Source organism: Streptomyces cellostaticus (genome assembly GCF_001513965.1).
Classification (GTDB): Bacteria; Actinomycetota; Actinomycetes; order Streptomycetales; family Streptomycetaceae; genus Streptomyces; species Streptomyces cellostaticus.
In genome coordinates, this window is record NZ_KQ948021.1 from 64,253 (window position 1) to 78,536 (window position 14,284).

The 14,284-nt window shown below is 70.9% G+C and carries 16 protein-coding genes; 8 read left to right on the forward strand and 8 right to left on the reverse strand.

The annotated features are described in order from the left end of the window. Position 1: 1 nt before the first annotated feature. Entirely contained in the window at positions 2-598 is a 597-nt protein-coding gene (locus AQI88_RS15315) for a TetR/AcrR family transcriptional regulator (RefSeq protein WP_066998339.1), read from the reverse strand. Continuing rightward, a complete protein-coding gene (locus AQI88_RS15320) occupies positions 595-2,055 on the reverse strand; it encodes an MFS transporter (protein ID WP_066998342.1) in 1,461 nt (486 codons plus the stop codon). Before AQI88_RS15320 ends, AQI88_RS15315 begins: the two co-directional genes overlap by 4 nt. A gap of 469 nt (positions 2,056-2,524) precedes the next feature. On the opposite strand from AQI88_RS15320, the gene melC1 reads away from it, so the two are divergent. Together melC1 and melC2 are read left to right on the forward strand one after the other, a co-directional pair. Next, positions 2,525-2,899 carry an apotyrosinase chaperone MelC1 gene (gene melC1, locus AQI88_RS15325; RefSeq protein ID WP_066998345.1) on the forward strand — a complete coding sequence of 125 codons (375 nt, stop codon included), beginning with the start codon at positions 2,525-2,527 and terminating at the stop codon, positions 2,897-2,899. Positions 2,900-2,933: 34 nt separating this feature from the next. Further along, the gene (melC2, locus tag AQI88_RS15330; RefSeq protein ID WP_066998349.1) at positions 2,934-3,755 is read left to right on the forward strand and encodes a tyrosinase MelC2; all 822 of its coding nucleotides are present in this window, start codon (positions 2,934-2,936) and stop codon (positions 3,753-3,755) included. Here melC2 and AQI88_RS15335 read toward each other — a convergent pair whose 3' ends face one another. Together AQI88_RS15335 and AQI88_RS15340 are read right to left on the reverse strand one after the other, a co-directional pair. Further along, positions 3,756-4,448: a ribonuclease H family protein gene (locus tag AQI88_RS15335; RefSeq protein ID WP_079057587.1), complete on the reverse strand. Its 693-nt coding sequence runs from the start codon at positions 4,446-4,448 to the stop codon at positions 3,756-3,758. It lies immediately after the preceding gene. A gap of 34 nt (positions 4,449-4,482) precedes the next feature. After that, entirely contained in the window at positions 4,483-5,277 is a 795-nt protein-coding gene (locus tag AQI88_RS15340; protein ID WP_066998352.1) for a VOC family protein, read from the reverse strand. Between the two features lie 309 nt (positions 5,278-5,586). Between AQI88_RS15340 and AQI88_RS15345 the strand changes: the two genes are divergently transcribed. The 4 genes from AQI88_RS15345 to AQI88_RS15360 all read left to right on the forward strand — a co-directional run bounded on the left by AQI88_RS15345 (position 5,587) and on the right by AQI88_RS15360 (position 10,018). Then, positions 5,587-7,029, forward strand: a complete 1,443-nt coding sequence (locus AQI88_RS15345) for a family 2B encapsulin nanocompartment shell protein (protein ID WP_066998354.1) — start codon at positions 5,587-5,589, stop codon at positions 7,027-7,029. Positions 7,030-7,045: 16 nt separating this feature from the next. Further along, positions 7,046-8,098, forward strand: coding sequence for a family 2 encapsulin nanocompartment cargo protein terpene cyclase (locus tag AQI88_RS15350; RefSeq protein ID WP_066998356.1), 1,053 nt, complete (start codon positions 7,046-7,048; stop codon positions 8,096-8,098). 64 nt (positions 8,099-8,162) lie between these two features. Next, entirely contained in the window at positions 8,163-9,041 is an 879-nt protein-coding gene (locus AQI88_RS15355) for a geranyl diphosphate 2-C-methyltransferase (RefSeq protein ID WP_066998359.1), read from the forward strand. Between the two features lie 101 nt (positions 9,042-9,142). Continuing rightward, positions 9,143-10,018, forward strand: coding sequence for an aminoglycoside phosphotransferase family protein (locus AQI88_RS15360; RefSeq protein ID WP_244184144.1), 876 nt, complete (start codon positions 9,143-9,145; stop codon positions 10,016-10,018). 19 nt (positions 10,019-10,037) lie between these two features. On the opposite strand, the gene AQI88_RS15365 is transcribed toward AQI88_RS15360, so the two are convergent. Next, complete coding sequence (locus tag AQI88_RS15365; protein WP_066998365.1) at positions 10,038-10,520, reverse strand: VOC family protein; 483 nt, start codon at positions 10,518-10,520, stop codon at positions 10,038-10,040. A gap of 122 nt (positions 10,521-10,642) precedes the next feature. Between AQI88_RS15365 and AQI88_RS15370 the strand changes: the two genes are divergently transcribed. Further along, positions 10,643-11,848: an epoxide hydrolase family protein gene (locus AQI88_RS15370; protein ID WP_066998368.1), complete on the forward strand. Its 1,206-nt coding sequence runs from the start codon at positions 10,643-10,645 to the stop codon at positions 11,846-11,848. 7 nt (positions 11,849-11,855) lie between these two features. Here the strand turns inward: AQI88_RS15370 and AQI88_RS15375 are convergent, their stop codons facing one another. Then, positions 11,856-12,248, reverse strand: coding sequence for a helix-turn-helix domain-containing protein (locus tag AQI88_RS15375; RefSeq protein WP_167357458.1), 393 nt, complete (start codon positions 12,246-12,248; stop codon positions 11,856-11,858). A 231-nt stretch (positions 12,249-12,479) separates the two neighbouring features. On the opposite strand from AQI88_RS15375, the gene AQI88_RS15380 reads away from it, so the two are divergent. Further along, positions 12,480-13,367 carry an RNA polymerase sigma factor SigF gene (locus tag AQI88_RS15380; RefSeq protein ID WP_066998371.1) on the forward strand — a complete coding sequence of 296 codons (888 nt, stop codon included), beginning with the start codon at positions 12,480-12,482 and terminating at the stop codon, positions 13,365-13,367. Between the two features lie 9 nt (positions 13,368-13,376). Here the strand turns inward: AQI88_RS15380 and AQI88_RS15385 are convergent, their stop codons facing one another. Further along, on the reverse strand, positions 13,377-13,829 hold the full coding sequence (locus AQI88_RS15385) for an ATP-binding protein (protein ID WP_066998376.1): 453 nt from the start codon (positions 13,827-13,829) through the stop codon (positions 13,377-13,379). Positions 13,830-13,948: 119 nt separating this feature from the next. Further along, positions 13,949-14,284: hypothetical protein (locus tag AQI88_RS45920; protein WP_208615791.1), on the reverse strand; the 336-nt coding region annotated here is incomplete at its 5' end.

The window sequence follows — 14,284 nt, forward strand, 5'->3', positions numbered from 1 at the left end:
CTCAGGTACCGGGCGTCAGCTGTTCCTGTACGGCGGGGCCGTAGCGGTCGGCGATGGTGTCGAGGTCGCTCGCGCGCAGGTGCGGTCCGCGCGCGATGCCGTACATGACGCCGAGGCCGACGAGGGCCGCGACGGCGAGCTCGGCGCGCAGGCCCGCGTCGGGGCCGGTGAGCCGGCCGGCCAGGCGTTCGGTGACCTGGGCGCGGAAGTTGGCGCGCAGGACGTCGCCGTGGTCGCCGTGCAGGGGCGCGAAGGCGATGCGCAGCAGCGGGTCGGTGCCGCGCTCGCGCTGGCTGGCCAGCACATGGCGGACCATGTGGCGGCCCAGCTGGGCCAGGGGCGCGGCGAGCAGGTCGTCCGCATCGGTGTCGAAGGACATCACGCGGGCGAAGAGAGCGTCCTTGTTGCCGAAGTACTTCAGGATCAACGGCGGGCTGACACCGGCCCGTTCGGCGACCGCCTTGAGGGTGATGTCGGCGTGCGCGTGCCGGGCCAGGAGATGGCGGGCGGCCTTGAGGATGGCCGCCTTGGTGGCCTCGGCGTCACGGCGTGCGGGGGCGGGCTCCGCGGGGACGGGTGGGGTGGTCACGCTCCTCATGCTCCCTCCATCGCCTCGTCGCGGGCGCCCCGGGTGGCTTTCCGGGCGCGCCGCGCGTGTGCGGCGGGCTCGTCGCCCGGGATGGACAGGGCCGCGGCGCAGGCGGCGAGGGCGACCGCGCCCGCCATCGCGAACGCCAGCAGATAGCCGTGCAGCGTGGGCACCGGGACGGCGGCGACGGCGGCGCTGGAGACAGCCTGGCCGATGGTGCGCATCAGGACGTTGACGCCGTTGGCCGAGGCCGTCTGGCCGGCCGGGACGGCGCGCAGGATCAGCGTCGGCAGCGCGGAGTAGGCGAGGGTGGTGCCGGTCGCCACCACCGTGGCGCCCAGGATGATCATCCACAGGTCGCGGCTGTCGGCGATGCGGACCGCGTACCCGCAGGCGATGACGGCGGCGCCGAGGGCGAGGGTGATGCGCGGGCCGCGCGCGGCCGAGATACGGGCGGACAGCGGCGAGAGGAGCAGCATGGTGACGCCGCCGGGCAGCAGGCACAGGCCGGTGGCGACGATCGAGAGACCCAGGCCGTACCCGGTGGCCTTCGGCGCCTGCACCAGCTGGGCGGTCACGAGCGAGTTGGCGTAGAAGGCGAACCCGGTGAGCAGGGCCGCCACATGGGACAGTCCGACCCTCGGCCGGGTGACCAGGCGCAGGTCGACCAGTGGCCGCTCGGCGCGCAGTTGCTGCCACCACCACAGGGCGAGGACCACGGTGGCCGCGAGGAACAGCCCGAGGATCCGGGGGCTGCCCCAGCCCCACTGACCGCCCTGGGAGACGCCGAGCAGCAGACATATCAGCCCGGCGGCCAGGCCCAGCGCGCCGAGGACGTCGAAGCGGCCCGGCTCCCGCACCGGCGACTCCCCGACCGCCCACCACGTGGCCGTCACGCCCAGCCCGCCCAGGGCGCTGGTCAGCCAGAACATGGTGTGCCAGTCGGCGTACTGGACGACGAGGGCGGCGAGCGGCAGGCCGAGGGCGGCGCCGATGCCGACCGTGGAGCTCATCAGGGCCACCGCCGAGCCCCGGCGCTCGGGCGGGAGTTCGTCGCGCAGGATGCTGATCGACAGCGGGACGACGGAGGCGGCGGCGCCCTGGAGGGCGCGGGCGGTGATGAGCACGCCGATGTCGGAGGAGAGGGCGCACATCACCGAGCCGGCGGTCATCAGGGCAAGGGCGGCGGTGAGGACCCGGCGCTTGCCGTACATGTCGCCGGCCCGGCCGAGCACGGGGGTGAGCACGGCTCCGGACAGCAGGGTGGCGGTGACCAGCCAGGAGACGGTGGCGGCCGATGCGCCGGTCAGCCGGGGCAGGTCCGGCAGGAGCGGGACGACCACGGTCTGCATGACCGCCATGAGGATGCCGCCCGACGCCAGCACGGGGATGGTGAGGCGGTCCCGCAGCCGGGGCGCGGGGGTGCCGGTGAGGGGCGGCTGGGACATCGGGTCCGGCTGGTCCATCGGCGCTCCTGCGGGCGGCACGAAACGAGGTGAATAACAATTCACCCTAGCGGGGTGAATGCGCATTCACCAATGGTTTCCCGGGCCCGACCTGAGGGAAGGCGGGCTCCGGCGGGAGCCGGGGAACGATGTCGTCGTCGTTGACGAAGGGCGGGCCCGGTGCCGCGGAGCACCACCGCGAGGACCGGCCGGGCTTCCCGATCACGCCAGTCTGGCGCGGTGACCGGCGCCACTCGGGCGGAACCGGGCCGCGAAAGATCACCGGAATCCCGGGCGCCCCGGCAAGGAATTTCCCGTTCCGTAGCAGATGAGCCCTTCATCACAGCAAGATCATCCTGGTTCAATCTTGCACGACATTTGGTTAATTGTCCGGATCACAGCCAACCGGTTACGGGCGATTTCTTCCCCTCCGGGACGGCCCTGTAGGCATGCGGAGTCACCACTCGAACACCCGCACAGGAGAACACGCATGCCCGAACTCACCCGGCGCCGCGCGCTCACCGCGGCGGCCGCCCTCGCCGCCACGGCCTCGGCCGCCACGCTCGTCGCACCCGGCGCATCGGCCGCCGAGCACATGCACGGCTCCCCGGATTCCTTCGACGAGGTCTACAAGGGCCGCCGAATACAGGGCCGGCCGTCGGGCATGGGCGGTCACCACCACGGACACGGCGCCGGATACTCCGTGTCCGTCGACGGGGTGGAGCTGCACGTCATGCAGAACGCCGACGGCACCTGGATCAGCGTCGTCAGCCACTACGCCCCGGTGTCCACGCCACGCGCCGCCGCCCGCGCCGCGGTGGACGAGCTGCAGGGTGCCCCGCTGCTGCCGTTCCCCGCCAACTGACCGCCCCCGCAAGGACATCCGGAGTACCGCGCACATGACCGTACGCAAGAACCAGGCCACCCTGACCGCCGACGAGAAGCGGCGGTTCGTCAGCGCCGTCCTCGAACTCAAGCGCAACGGACGCTACGACGAGTTCGTCCGCACGCACAACGCCTTCATCATGTCCGACACCGACACCGGTGAACGGACCGGGCACCGCTCACCGTCCTTCCTGCCCTGGCACCGCAGATTCCTGCTCGACTTCGAGCGGGCGCTGCAGTCGGTCGACGCCTCCGTCGCCCTGCCGTACTGGGACTGGAGCACCGACCGGACGGTGCGCGCCTCGCTGTGGGCGCCGGACTTCCTCGGCGGCACCGGGCGCAGCTCCGACGGCCGCGTGATGGACGGCCCGTTCGCCGCGGCCGCCGGCAACTGGCCGATGAGCGTGCGCGTGGACGGTCGCACGTTCCTGCGCCGCTCGCTCGGCACCGCCGTGCGCGAGCTGCCGACGCCCGCTGAGGTGGAGTCGGTGCTGGCGATGTCCACGTACGACATGGCGCCGTACAACAGCGGGTCGGACGGTTTCCGCAACCACCTGGAGGGGTGGCGCGGGGTCAATCTGCACAACCGGGTCCATGTGTGGGTCGGCGGGCAGATGGCCACCGGGGTCTCCCCCAACGACCCGGTGTTCTGGCTGCACCACGCCTACATCGACAAGCTGTGGGCCGAGTGGCAGCGCCGGCACCCCGACGCCGGCTATGTGCCGACCGGCGGGACGCCGGACGTGGTGGACCTGAACGAGACGATGAAGCCGTGGAACGACGTGCGTCCGGCGGACCTGCTGGACCACACGAAGTTCTACACGTTCGACGTCTGATCAGGCCTCGGCGGCCCGGCACTCCGGGTGGCCCCAGCCCTGCGCGTTCTTGGCGATGGGCTCGCCGGCGGCGTAGGAGCGGCCGCACAGACAGCGGCCGGGGAACTTCGCCTTGATGGTGCGCGAGGACGCCGCGCCGCCGGTCCGGCCGGGCGCCTTGCGGCGCGGAGCGGCCGCCTTGGGTGTGTCGGGCGACGGCGGCGGCACCGGGGAACCGTGGGCGCTGCCGGCCGCCTCCTGCACCGAGGCGGCCTGGCTGGCGGCGCGGTCGGCGAAGTCGTTCAGCGGGTCGCCGTCGACCTGGTGGGCGGGGACGTAGCGGAACTCGACGGACCGGCCGTCGAGCAGCTCGTCGATGCGGACCACCAGGTCCTGGTTGGCGACCGGCTTGCCGGCGGCCGTCTTCCAGCCGTTGCGCTTCCAGCCGGGCAGCCAGGTGGTGACGGCCTTCATCGCGTACTGGGAGTCCATCCGGATCTCCAGCGGCACGTCCGGGTCGACGGCCGCGAGCAGCCGCTCCAGCGCCGTCAGTTCGGCGACGTTGTTGGTGGCCCGGCCGAGCGGGCCCGACTCCCAGCGGGCCGGGGTCCGCTCGTCGTCCGAGACCACCCACGCCCATCCGGCCGGTCCGGGGTTTCCCTTCGAAGCCCCGTCGCACGCGGCCACCACTCGTTCACGCATGGGGTCGATCATGCCATGACCGCGCGGGCCGCCCCTGCGGCCCCGGTCAGGCCTCGGCGAACGTCGGCATCTCGCCCTCGGTGGTCGTGATGTCGATCACCGAGAAGTTCGCGCCCTGCGGATCACTGAGCGCGGCGAACCGCCCGAAGGGGCTGCTCATGGGCCCGAAGCGCAGCACGGCGCCGAGCTTGGTGGCCCGGGCGACGGCCTCGTCGCAGTGGTCGACGCCGAAGTACACGTTGATGTACGAGGGGACCTCGGGCGGGAACTCGTCGGTCATCCGCATCCGGCCGAGGACCGTGTCGTCACCGATGTTGAAGACCCGGAAGTCGACCCCGTCGTCCTCGAGCTGCTTCGCCGCGTAGGGGAAGACGCTGGTGAGGAACGCGTCCGTCCGCTCGGGCTCGCGGGTGAAGACCTCGGCCCAGTTGTAGGCACCGGGCACCGACGTCGCCTCGAATCCCTCATGGACGCCCGCCTGCCACACCCCGAACACGGCCCCGCCGGGCTCCCGGGCCAGACACATGGTGCCGAACTCGCCGACCTGCATCGGTTCCATGAGCACCTCGCCGCCGTTGTCCCGGATCTTCGCCGCGGTCGCGGCGGCGTCCGGCGAGGCGAAGTACAGGCACCACTGCGACGGTCCTTCCTGGCCGGGCATGGGCGGTACGACGGCGGCCACCGCCTTGCCGTTCGCATAGGCCTGCGTGTAGTTGCCGTACTCCGACGACGACTCGCCGAACGTCCAGCCGAGGACGTCGCCGTAGAAGCTCTTGGCGCCTTCCAGGTCGCTGAACATCGCGTCGGCCCAACAAGGCGTTCCTTCAGGTTGCACGGCCATGGTCCGGACCCTCCCGGTCAGACGGATGTGTCCCCGGACATCACGCTAGTCACCTTGCGGTCGGCCCGCGCGCCGAGCGGTCCCCGGGCGATCAAACCCGGGCGCGGGAGCGGAAGACCGGCGTGCGATCACCGCTCGCGGCGCGCCATGCCTTCACCAACGGGTTTGCACCACGCGGAGATCAAAAGCGCCCCTTTCGCGCTGTACCCGCGGATCACGCGTCCTGTTTGGCTGGTCCGAGCGCACCCGCACCCCGCGCACCACCGACCGATCCGCATCACCCGTGTTCACCTCTCCGCAGGAGGGAATGTGTCCACTCCGGACATCGCCACCGGTTCCGCTGTCGACGAACCCGACCCCGTGCCCTCGGCCGACGGGCAGCTCACCAGTCTGAGCACCCGGGCGGCCCGCCAGCTCACCACCACCACCAAGTCCGAACCTCAGATGCAGGCCATCACCTCGCGATGGCTGCTGAAGAGCCTGCCATGGGTGGACGTCAAGGGAGGCGCCTACCGGGTCAACCGGCGCCTGCAACTGCGGACCGGGCGCGGGCGCGTGCACTTCGAGCAGAACGGCGCCGACGACATCCGGGTCATCCCCGAGACGCTGACCGAGCTGCCGATCCTGCGCGGCTATCCCGACATCGAGGTACTGCGGGAGATCGCCGGCCGCTTCCAGCCCCGCGAGGTGCGCGCCGGTCAGGTGCTGTTCGAGGCGGGCCAGCCCGTGACGGAGGCGTACCTGGTCGTCCACGGCCGGTTCACCCGCTACACCTCCGGCAAGTACGGCGACGAGGAGATCACCGGGGTCGTCACCGACGGCGACCAGATGGGCGACGAGGCGGTGGGCCAGACCGACCCGCTGTGGCTGGCCTCGGTGCGGGCCGAGACCGCCGGTGTGGTGCTCGCGCTGCCCTGGGCCGTCGTGGAGGAGTTCACCGAGCGGGTGCCGTCCCTCGCCGCGCATCTCCAGGCGTATGTCGAGCGGCAGAGCAAGCCCATGAACCGCAAGGGCGAGGCCGAGGTGCCGGTGCACGCCGGCCATGTCGGCGAGCCCACCCTGCCCGGCGGCTTCGTGGACTACGAACTCGCCCCGCGTGAATACGAGTTGTCCCTCACCCAGACCGTGCTGCGGGTGCACACCCGGGTCGCCGACCTCTACAACCACCCGATGGACCAGACCCAGCAGCAGCTCCGGCTCACGGTCGAGGAGATCCGCGAGCGCCAGGAGTGGGAGCTGGTCAACAACCGGGAGTTCGGGCTTTTGCACAACGTCGACTACGGCCAGCGGATCAGCACCTTCACCGGCCCGCCGACCCCGGACGACATGGACGAACTGCTCTCCATGCGGCGCAAGACGAAGGTCTTCCTCGCCCATCCCAAGGCGATCGCGGCTTTTTTCCGACAATGCAACCGGCGTGGCCTGGTTCCCGGCACCGTGAGCGTGGACGGCCACGAGGTACCGGCGTGGCGCGGTGTGCCGATCTTCCCCTGTGGCAAGATCCCGATCAGCGACGACCACACCAGCAGCATCATCGCCCTGCGCACCGGCGAGGCCGACCAGGGGGTCATCGGCCTCTACCAGACCGGCATCCCGGAGGAGCATCAGCCGGGCCTGAACGTCCGGTTCATGGGCATCGACTCTGCCGCGATCGTCAACTACCTAGTGACCGCGTACTACTCGCTGGCCATCCTCGTGCCCGACGCGGCCGGGATTCTGGAGAACGTCCAGGTCGGCCGGCTCCCCGAATGACCGCCTGGAGCATCCCATGACCACAACAGCGACCGCCTACCAGCTGCCCGGTCCCCCGAACCTCGCCCAGAGCCTGCGGGCCCGCCGGCGCACCGGAGCGATCCCGGGACTGCTGTACCGCCCCGCGGTGCCCGCCGACCCGGAGAAGGCGGCCGAGATCGACCGCCGCCTGGAGACCTGGGCCCGGGACCTGGACCTGTTTCCCGCGTCCTGGAACGGGGACTTCTCCGGCTTCCAGTTCGGCCGGGCGGTCGTACTCCAGCATCCGGGCGGCCTCGACCTGGACCGGCTCACCGCCGCGGGGAAGCTGCTGCTCGCCGAGAACATCGTCGACTCCTGCTACTGCGAGGAGGACGAGGGCCGGGGCGGATCCCGGCGCGGTCTGGGCGGCCCGCTGATCATCGCCCAGTCGGCGCTCGACCCCTACCACGGCGTCCCGGAGGTGGAGGCCGAGTGGCGCGAGGGCATCCAGGCCGACGGTCCGCTGCGCTCGTACCACTTCGCCCTCGAGGACTACGCGACCTTCGCCACGCCCAGCCAGACCGACCGGTTCGTCCAGGACATCGCCCGGCTGCACATGGGCTATCTGGGCGAGGCCGCCTGGATGGAGACGAAGTACGTGCCGCAGGTCTGGGAGTACCTGGTGATGCGGCAGTTCAACAACTTCCGTCCCTGTCTGACGCTCGTCGACGCCGTGGACGGCTACGAACTGCCCGCGCAGGTCTACGCCCGCCCCGAGATCCAGCGGATCACCGCCCTGGCCAGCAACGCCACCACGCTGGTCAACGACCTGTACTCCTTCACCAAGGAGCTGGCCAGCGACCCCACCCACCTCAATCTGCCGCAGGTCGTCGCCGCCAACGAAGGGTGCGGGCTGAAGGCCGCGTACCTGAAGTCCGTCGAGATCCACAACCGGATCATGGAGGCCTTCGAGGAGGAGTCGGCCCTGCTGTCCGCGACCTCGCCCCTCGTGGGGCGCTATGCCCAGGGGCTCGCCGCCTGGGTGTCCGGCAACCACGAGTGGCACTCCACCAACACCCACCGCTATTACCTGCCCGACTACTGGTAGGCGCCCTGCTCCGCGGAACTCCGCCCAGGGTCAAGACCGTCACACGCGTCTCGAGGAGTCACCTTTGACGACCGTCCCCGTCGCCCGGACCGCACCCGCTCCGGTGCCGGCTCAGTCCATCTACCAGAGCCGCGTCGCGGACTACTGGAACGCCGAGGAGAACCCGGTCAACCTGGAACTCGGGAAGATCGACGACCTGTACCACCACCACTACGGCATCGGAGCCGCCGACCTGTCGGTGCTCGACGAGCCCGACGCGGAGCTGCGCCGGGAGGCCATCACCACCGAGCTGCACCGGCTGGAGCACGCCCAGGCCGAGCTGCTCGCCGCCCACCTCGGGCCGCTCTCCCCCGCCGACCGGGTCTTCGACGCCGGCTGCGGGCGCGGCGGCGGCAGTGTCGTGGCGCATCTGCGCCACGGCTGCCACGCCGACGGCGTCACGATCTCCGCGAAGCAGGCCGACTTCGCCAACGAGCAGGCGCGCAGGCGCGGCATCGACGGCAAGGTGCGCTATCACCACCGCAACATGCTCGACACCGGCTTCACGTCGGGCGCGTACGCGGCGTCGTGGAACAACGAGTCCACGATGTACGTCGAGCTGGACGTGCTGTTCGCCGAGCACGCCCGGCTGCTGCGCCGCGGCGGCCGGTACGTGGTGATCACCGGCTGCTACAACGACACCTACGGGCAGGCCTCCCGCGAGGTCTCGCTGATCAACGCGCACTACATCTGCGACATCCATCCGCGGTCGGCGTACTTCCGCGCGATGGCCCGCAACCGGCTGGTGCCCGTGCACGTCCAGGACCTGACGGAGGCGACCATCCCGTACTGGGAACTGCGCCGGGAGGCGGACCACCTGGTCACGGGCATCGAGGAAACCTTCCTGTCGGCGTACCGCAACGGCAGCTTCCAGTACCTGCTCATCGTGGCCGACCGGGTCTGACCGCCGGCAGGCGGGGGCGGTGTCCCGGACACCGCCCCCGATATTTCGTTCGACAGCGGGGGCGGCAGGGCCGTTGGATGGCGCCGATGTGTGCTGTGAAGATGCGTGCGGACGAGGTCGACATCGATGCCCCGCTGGTCGGCAGGCTGGTCGCCCGGCGGTTTCCCGAGTGGGCGTCACTGCCCGTGCGGCGCCTTGCGTCCTCGGGTACGGAGAACGCGATGTTCCGCCTGGGGACGGACCTGGTGGTACGGCTTCCCCGGCATCCCGGCGCCGTCGCGGACGTGGCGCACGAGCAGCGCTGGCTGCCCCGCCTCGGAGCGCTGCTGCCGGTGGCCACGCCCGAACCGGTGGGCTTCGGCGAGCCGGACGAGGACTTCCCGTGGCCCTGGTCGGTGTACCGGTGGCTGGACGGGCACAATCCGGTCGCCGGGGCCGTGGCGGAGCCGGAGCGGCTGGCCGAGGAGCTGGGGGCCTGCGTGTCCGCGCTGCGCCGGCTCGACCCGCAGGACGGGCCGCCGGCGCACCGGGGCGTCCCGCTCACGACCCGGGACGCGCCGACCCGCGCGGCCCTGGAGCAGCTGGCCGGCCGGATCGACACGGACACCGTGACGTCACTGTGGGAACAGGCGCTGCGCGCCCCGGATCACGCCGGGTCGCCGGCCTGGCTGCACGGCGACCTGTCCCCCGGGAACGTGCTGGTCGCCGGGGGACGGCTGAGCGCCGTGATCGACTTCGGCTGTGCCGGGACCGGTGATCCCGCCGTGGACCTGATCGTGGCCTGGAACCTGCTGCCGGCGACCGCCCGGGACATCTTCCGCGAGGCCGTGGGCGCGGGCGAGGCCGAGTGGGCGCGGGGACGGGGCTGGGCGCTGTCGATCTCGCTGATCCAGCTGCCGTACTACTGGCACACCAATCCGGCGCTGGCGGAGAACTCCCTGCATGTGATCGCCGAGATCCTCGCCGAGGCCGGGTGATGCCGGCTTCGCCGGCGTGCTACTCGCCCGCGTACGCCTTCTCCAGCTCGGCGATGTCGAGCTTGCCCATGCCCAGCAGGGCGCGGGTGGTCCGCGCGGCCTTCTCCGGGTCCGGGCCGCCGATCATGTCGGCCAGGCGGTCGGGTACGACCTGCCAGGAGACGCCGTACTTGTCCTTGAGCCAGCCGCAGGGGCCGGGCTCGCCGCCGTTCTCGGTGAGCTTCGTCCAGTAGTAGTCGATCTCCTCCTGGTCCTCGCAGAAGATCTGGAAGGAGATCGCCTCGTTGAACGTGAACTCGGGGCCGCCGTTGAGCGCGACGAACCTGTGGCCGTTGGCCGTGAACTCGACGGTCAGCACGGTGCCGGCGGGGCGGGGGGCGCCCTCGGGGTAGTGGGCGACCCGGCCGATGCTGGAGTTCTTGAAGACGGACACGTAGTGGTCGGCGGCCTCCTCGGCCTGGTCGTCGAACCAGAGACACGTGGTGAATCCGTGCGTGGTCATGAGCACCTCCCGGAGCGTGGAACGCGGTCACCCGTATCGACCGATCCTCGCGGCGAAACTCATCGGCCGGGCCCCGAATTAATCCGTTCGGGTAGTAACGGCCGCGCACTAGCATCCGGGCCATGACCTCTTCGCCTGCCGAGAGCATCCAGCCCTTCCGACTGTCGGTCCCCGAGAGCGACCTGGACGACCTGTACGACCGCCTCGACCGCACCCGCTGGCCGGAGGGGCTGCCCGGGGTGGGCTGGGCGTACGGGGTGGCGCCCGAGTACCTGCGGGAGCTCGTGCGGTACTGGCGGCACGAGTACGACTGGCGTGCGGCCGAGGCGCGGCTGAACGAGTGGCCGCAGTTCACGACCACGATCGACGGGGCGAACGTGCACTTCGCGCACGTCCGCTCGCCGGAGCCGGACGCCACCCCGCTGATCATCACGCACGGCTGGCCGGGTTCGATCGTGGAGTTCCTGGACGTCGTCGGGCCGCTCGCCGACCCGGCGGCCCACGGCGGGGATCCGGCCGACGCGTTCCACGTCGTGGTGCCGAGCATCCCCGGGTTCGGGCTGTCCGGGCCCACGACGGAGACTGGCTGGGAAGCGGGCCGGGTCGCCGACGCGTGGGCCGAACTGATGGGACGTCTCGGCTACGAGCGGTTCGGCGCGCAGGGCGGCGACTGGGGCGCGGGAATCTCCCGCGAGCTGGGCCGCGCCCATCCCGACCGGGTGATCGGCGTCCACCTCAACCTGCTGCCGGGCGCGCAGGCGACCAGCGAGCCCACCGAGGCGGAACTGGCGGCGCTCGGCCCCGAGGAGCGGGAGCGCACGCTCACCTCGTGGCGCCGCTGGTCCGCCTGGATGGACGACGCGTCGGCGTACGCCCTGCTGCACTCCACCCGGCCGCAGACCCTGGCCTACGCGCTCACGGACTCGCCGGTCGGCCAACTCGCCTGGATCATCGAGAAGTTCCGGGAGTGGACGGACTCCGAGGAACTGCCCGAGGAGGCGGTCGACCGGGATCAGCTGCTGACCAACGTGATGCTGTACTGGCTGACCGGGACCGCCGGTTCGTCCGCCCGGATCTACTACGAGCGTGCGCACGCCGCGGGCCGGGGGGCCGCGCCCGCCGAGCCGTCCACGGCACCGACCGCTCTGGCGGTGTTCCCCGCCGAGCTGCAGATCCCGCTGCGGCACAGGGCAGACCGCACGGAGAACATCGTCCGCTGGACGGAGTTCGACCGGGGAGGGCACTTCGCGGCCATGGAGGAACCGGACCTGCTGGTCGGCGACGTCCGGGCCTTCTTCCGGCAGCTGCGCGAGAAGGGCGTCGGCTGACGGTGTCTCAGGCCGCCAGGCACAGCCCGTTGTACGGCCCCCGGTGCTGCGGTGCTGCGGCCGTCCGGCGGACCGCAGCGGTCTGCCGGGTCAACTCGCTGCCGGTGAGCGACAGCAGGTCGCCGAGGCCAAGGCCCAGGGCGTGGGCGGCGGCCGCGAGGACCTCCGAGGAGGCCTCCTTGCGGCCGCGCTCGATCTCGGACAGGTAGGGCAGCGAGATCCGGGCCGCGTCGGCCACGTCCCTGAGCGTGCGCTCCTGCGCCAGCCTCTCCCGGCGCAGCACCTCACCGACCAGATCCCGCCAAAGGGGCTCCCTGGGCGCCGGCTCAGGGGCGCCCGGCCGGGCGGGCCGAGGGCGCAGCGGGATCACACGGGTTTCGTTGCTCACCTGGTTGCTCACCCGGTCAGCCTAGGCGAGGGCATCGCCGTCATGCCTGGACAACGCCGATTTCCCGCCGGTCGGGCCGGAGGTGCATGCGTCGCGTCACCGGGGGTACGCGCCGGGTGAGCTCGCAGCGGACAGGCATGGGAGCCCGGATGCCGGGTACTCGGCGCACGCATCCCGAGCAGGGATCGGACGCGCAGAGGCCGCAGCGGCAGCCGTCGAACCGTGACTTTCAGGGGAGAGGTAATGAACACCGCCGGGATCCGGTCACAAGCAGAGGTCGTCGACAAGACCGAGCAGGACAGGACGGGCGAGGGGCCACTGCCTGGCATCGCGGACCCGGCGACCGTCGCGCCGCGTGACGCGCGGGAGCTGTCCCGCCAGTTCTTCCGGCGGATGGCCGAGCTGGAGGAGGGCACGCACGAGTACCAGTACGCGCGCAACACCCTCATCGAGATGAACATGTCGCTCGTGCGGTTCGCGGCCGGACGGTTCCGGGGCCGCGGCGACGACATGGAGGACATCGTCCAGACCGGCATGATCGGTCTGATCAAGGCCATCGACCGGTTCGAGCTGTCGCGCGAGGTCGAGTTCACCTCCTTCGCGCTGCCGTACATCTTGGGCGAGATCAAGCGGTTCTTCCGCGACACCACCTGGGCGGTGCACGTGCCGCGGCGGCTGCAGGAGCTGCGCGTGGAACTGGCCAAGGCACGCGAGGAGCTGGCCAGCCGGCTGGACCGGGATCCGACGGTCGCCGAACTGGCGACGCTCATGAACATCTCCGCGGGCGAGGTGGTCGAGGCCCAGCTCGCCTCCAACGGGTACAACTCCGCGTCCCTGGACGCCGCGCTCACCGGAGACGGCCCCGAGGACGGCGAGGCGGTGCTCGCCGACTTCATCGGCGTGGAGGAGGAGGGCCTGCGGCTCGTCGAGGACTTCCACGCACTCGCTCCGCTCATGGCCGAACTCAGCGACCGCGACCGGCAGATCATCCACCTGAGGTTCGTCGAGGAGGCCACCCAGGCGGAGATCGGGGAGCGGCTCGGCTGCTCCCAGATGCACGTCTCCCGGCTGATCAAGCGGATCATCATGCGGCTGCGCCGGGGAATGCTCGGCGAACTCGGCTGCGCCTGAGGCCTGGGCTCACGGTTTCAGCGGGACCCTGGCGCGCACGCGCTTGCCGACCGGCACCCGTTCCACGGTCACCTCGGCGGACAGGGCATGCACGATCTCCAGGCCGTGCCGGCCGACGCGATCGGGGTTCTTCGGGAACCGGCGGGGCAGGGCCACGCTGCTGTCGTAGACGGCCACCGTCACCGCACTGTCCGTGCCCTCCAGCTCCAGGATGTACGGGCCGCTGCTGTGCCGGTCGGCGTTGGTGACCAGCTCGCTCACGACGAGCAGCAGCTCACCGTCGGCCCGGCTGTCGATGACGGCACACCACTCGGTCCTCAGTCGCTGCAGGAACCGGGCCGCGAAGGCCCGTGCGTCGGCGATGCATCCGGGTTCGCCGGTGTAGTGCGCCGCGCGTCGCAGCGGCTCCACGGGTACGTCGAAGCCAGTCGGTATCACTGCCCCGCCCAGGTGGTCGGTCATGCGTGTCTCTCTCGGAAGCCGGTCCGGTCGATCCCTGTTGCACCAGTCCTCGTACCCCGAGCACGGCCCGGCAGTCCCTGGTTGCACCGCTCACTGCGCCCTGGGCCCGTCTCCGACGGCTACTGCTTCTGGTGCTGGTTCTGGTGCTGGTTCTGGTTCTGCTGCTGGTTCTGGTTCTGGTTCTGCTGCTGGTTCTGGTTCTGCTGCTGGTTCTGGTTCTGGTTCTGCTGCTGGTTCTGCTGATTCTGGTCCTGCGGCTTCGCCGGCTTCTGCGGCTCGCCGGGCTTCTGCTGCTTGTTCTGGTCCTGCTTGTTCTGGTCCTGCTTCTGCTGATCCTGCTTGTTCTGGTTCTGGTCCTGCTTCTGCTGATCCTTCTTCTGCTGGTCCTGCTTGTTCTGGTCCTGCTTGTTCTGGTCCTGCTTGTTCTGGTTCTGCTGGTTCTGGTTCTGCTGGTT

Excerpts from the sequence above, each read along its gene's own strand:
- AQI88_RS15315 (WP_066998339.1), bottom strand. The coding sequence starts at position 598 with ATGAGGAGCGTGACCACCCCACCCGTCCCCGCGGAGCCCGCCCCCGCA.
- AQI88_RS15320 (WP_066998342.1), bottom strand. The coding sequence starts at position 2,055 with ATGGACCAGCCGGACCCGATGTCCCAGCCGCCCCTCACCGGCACCCCC.
- melC1 (WP_066998345.1), top strand. The coding sequence starts at position 2,525 with ATGCCCGAACTCACCCGGCGCCGCGCGCTCACCGCGGCGGCCGCCCTC.
- melC2 (WP_066998349.1), top strand. The coding sequence starts at position 2,934 with ATGACCGTACGCAAGAACCAGGCCACCCTGACCGCCGACGAGAAGCGG.
- AQI88_RS15335 (WP_079057587.1), bottom strand. The coding sequence starts at position 4,448 with ATGATCGACCCCATGCGTGAACGAGTGGTGGCCGCGTGCGACGGGGCT.
- AQI88_RS15340 (WP_066998352.1), bottom strand. The coding sequence starts at position 5,277 with ATGGCCGTGCAACCTGAAGGAACGCCTTGTTGGGCCGACGCGATGTTC.
- AQI88_RS15350 (WP_066998356.1), top strand. The coding sequence starts at position 7,046 with ATGACCACAACAGCGACCGCCTACCAGCTGCCCGGTCCCCCGAACCTC.
- AQI88_RS15360 (WP_244184144.1), top strand. The coding sequence starts at position 9,143 with ATGCGTGCGGACGAGGTCGACATCGATGCCCCGCTGGTCGGCAGGCTG.
- AQI88_RS15365 (WP_066998365.1), bottom strand. The coding sequence starts at position 10,520 with ATGACCACGCACGGATTCACCACGTGTCTCTGGTTCGACGACCAGGCC.
- AQI88_RS15370 (WP_066998368.1), top strand. The coding sequence starts at position 10,643 with ATGACCTCTTCGCCTGCCGAGAGCATCCAGCCCTTCCGACTGTCGGTC.
- AQI88_RS15380 (WP_066998371.1), top strand. The coding sequence starts at position 12,480 with ATGAACACCGCCGGGATCCGGTCACAAGCAGAGGTCGTCGACAAGACC.
- AQI88_RS15385 (WP_066998376.1), bottom strand. The coding sequence starts at position 13,829 with ATGACCGACCACCTGGGCGGGGCAGTGATACCGACTGGCTTCGACGTA.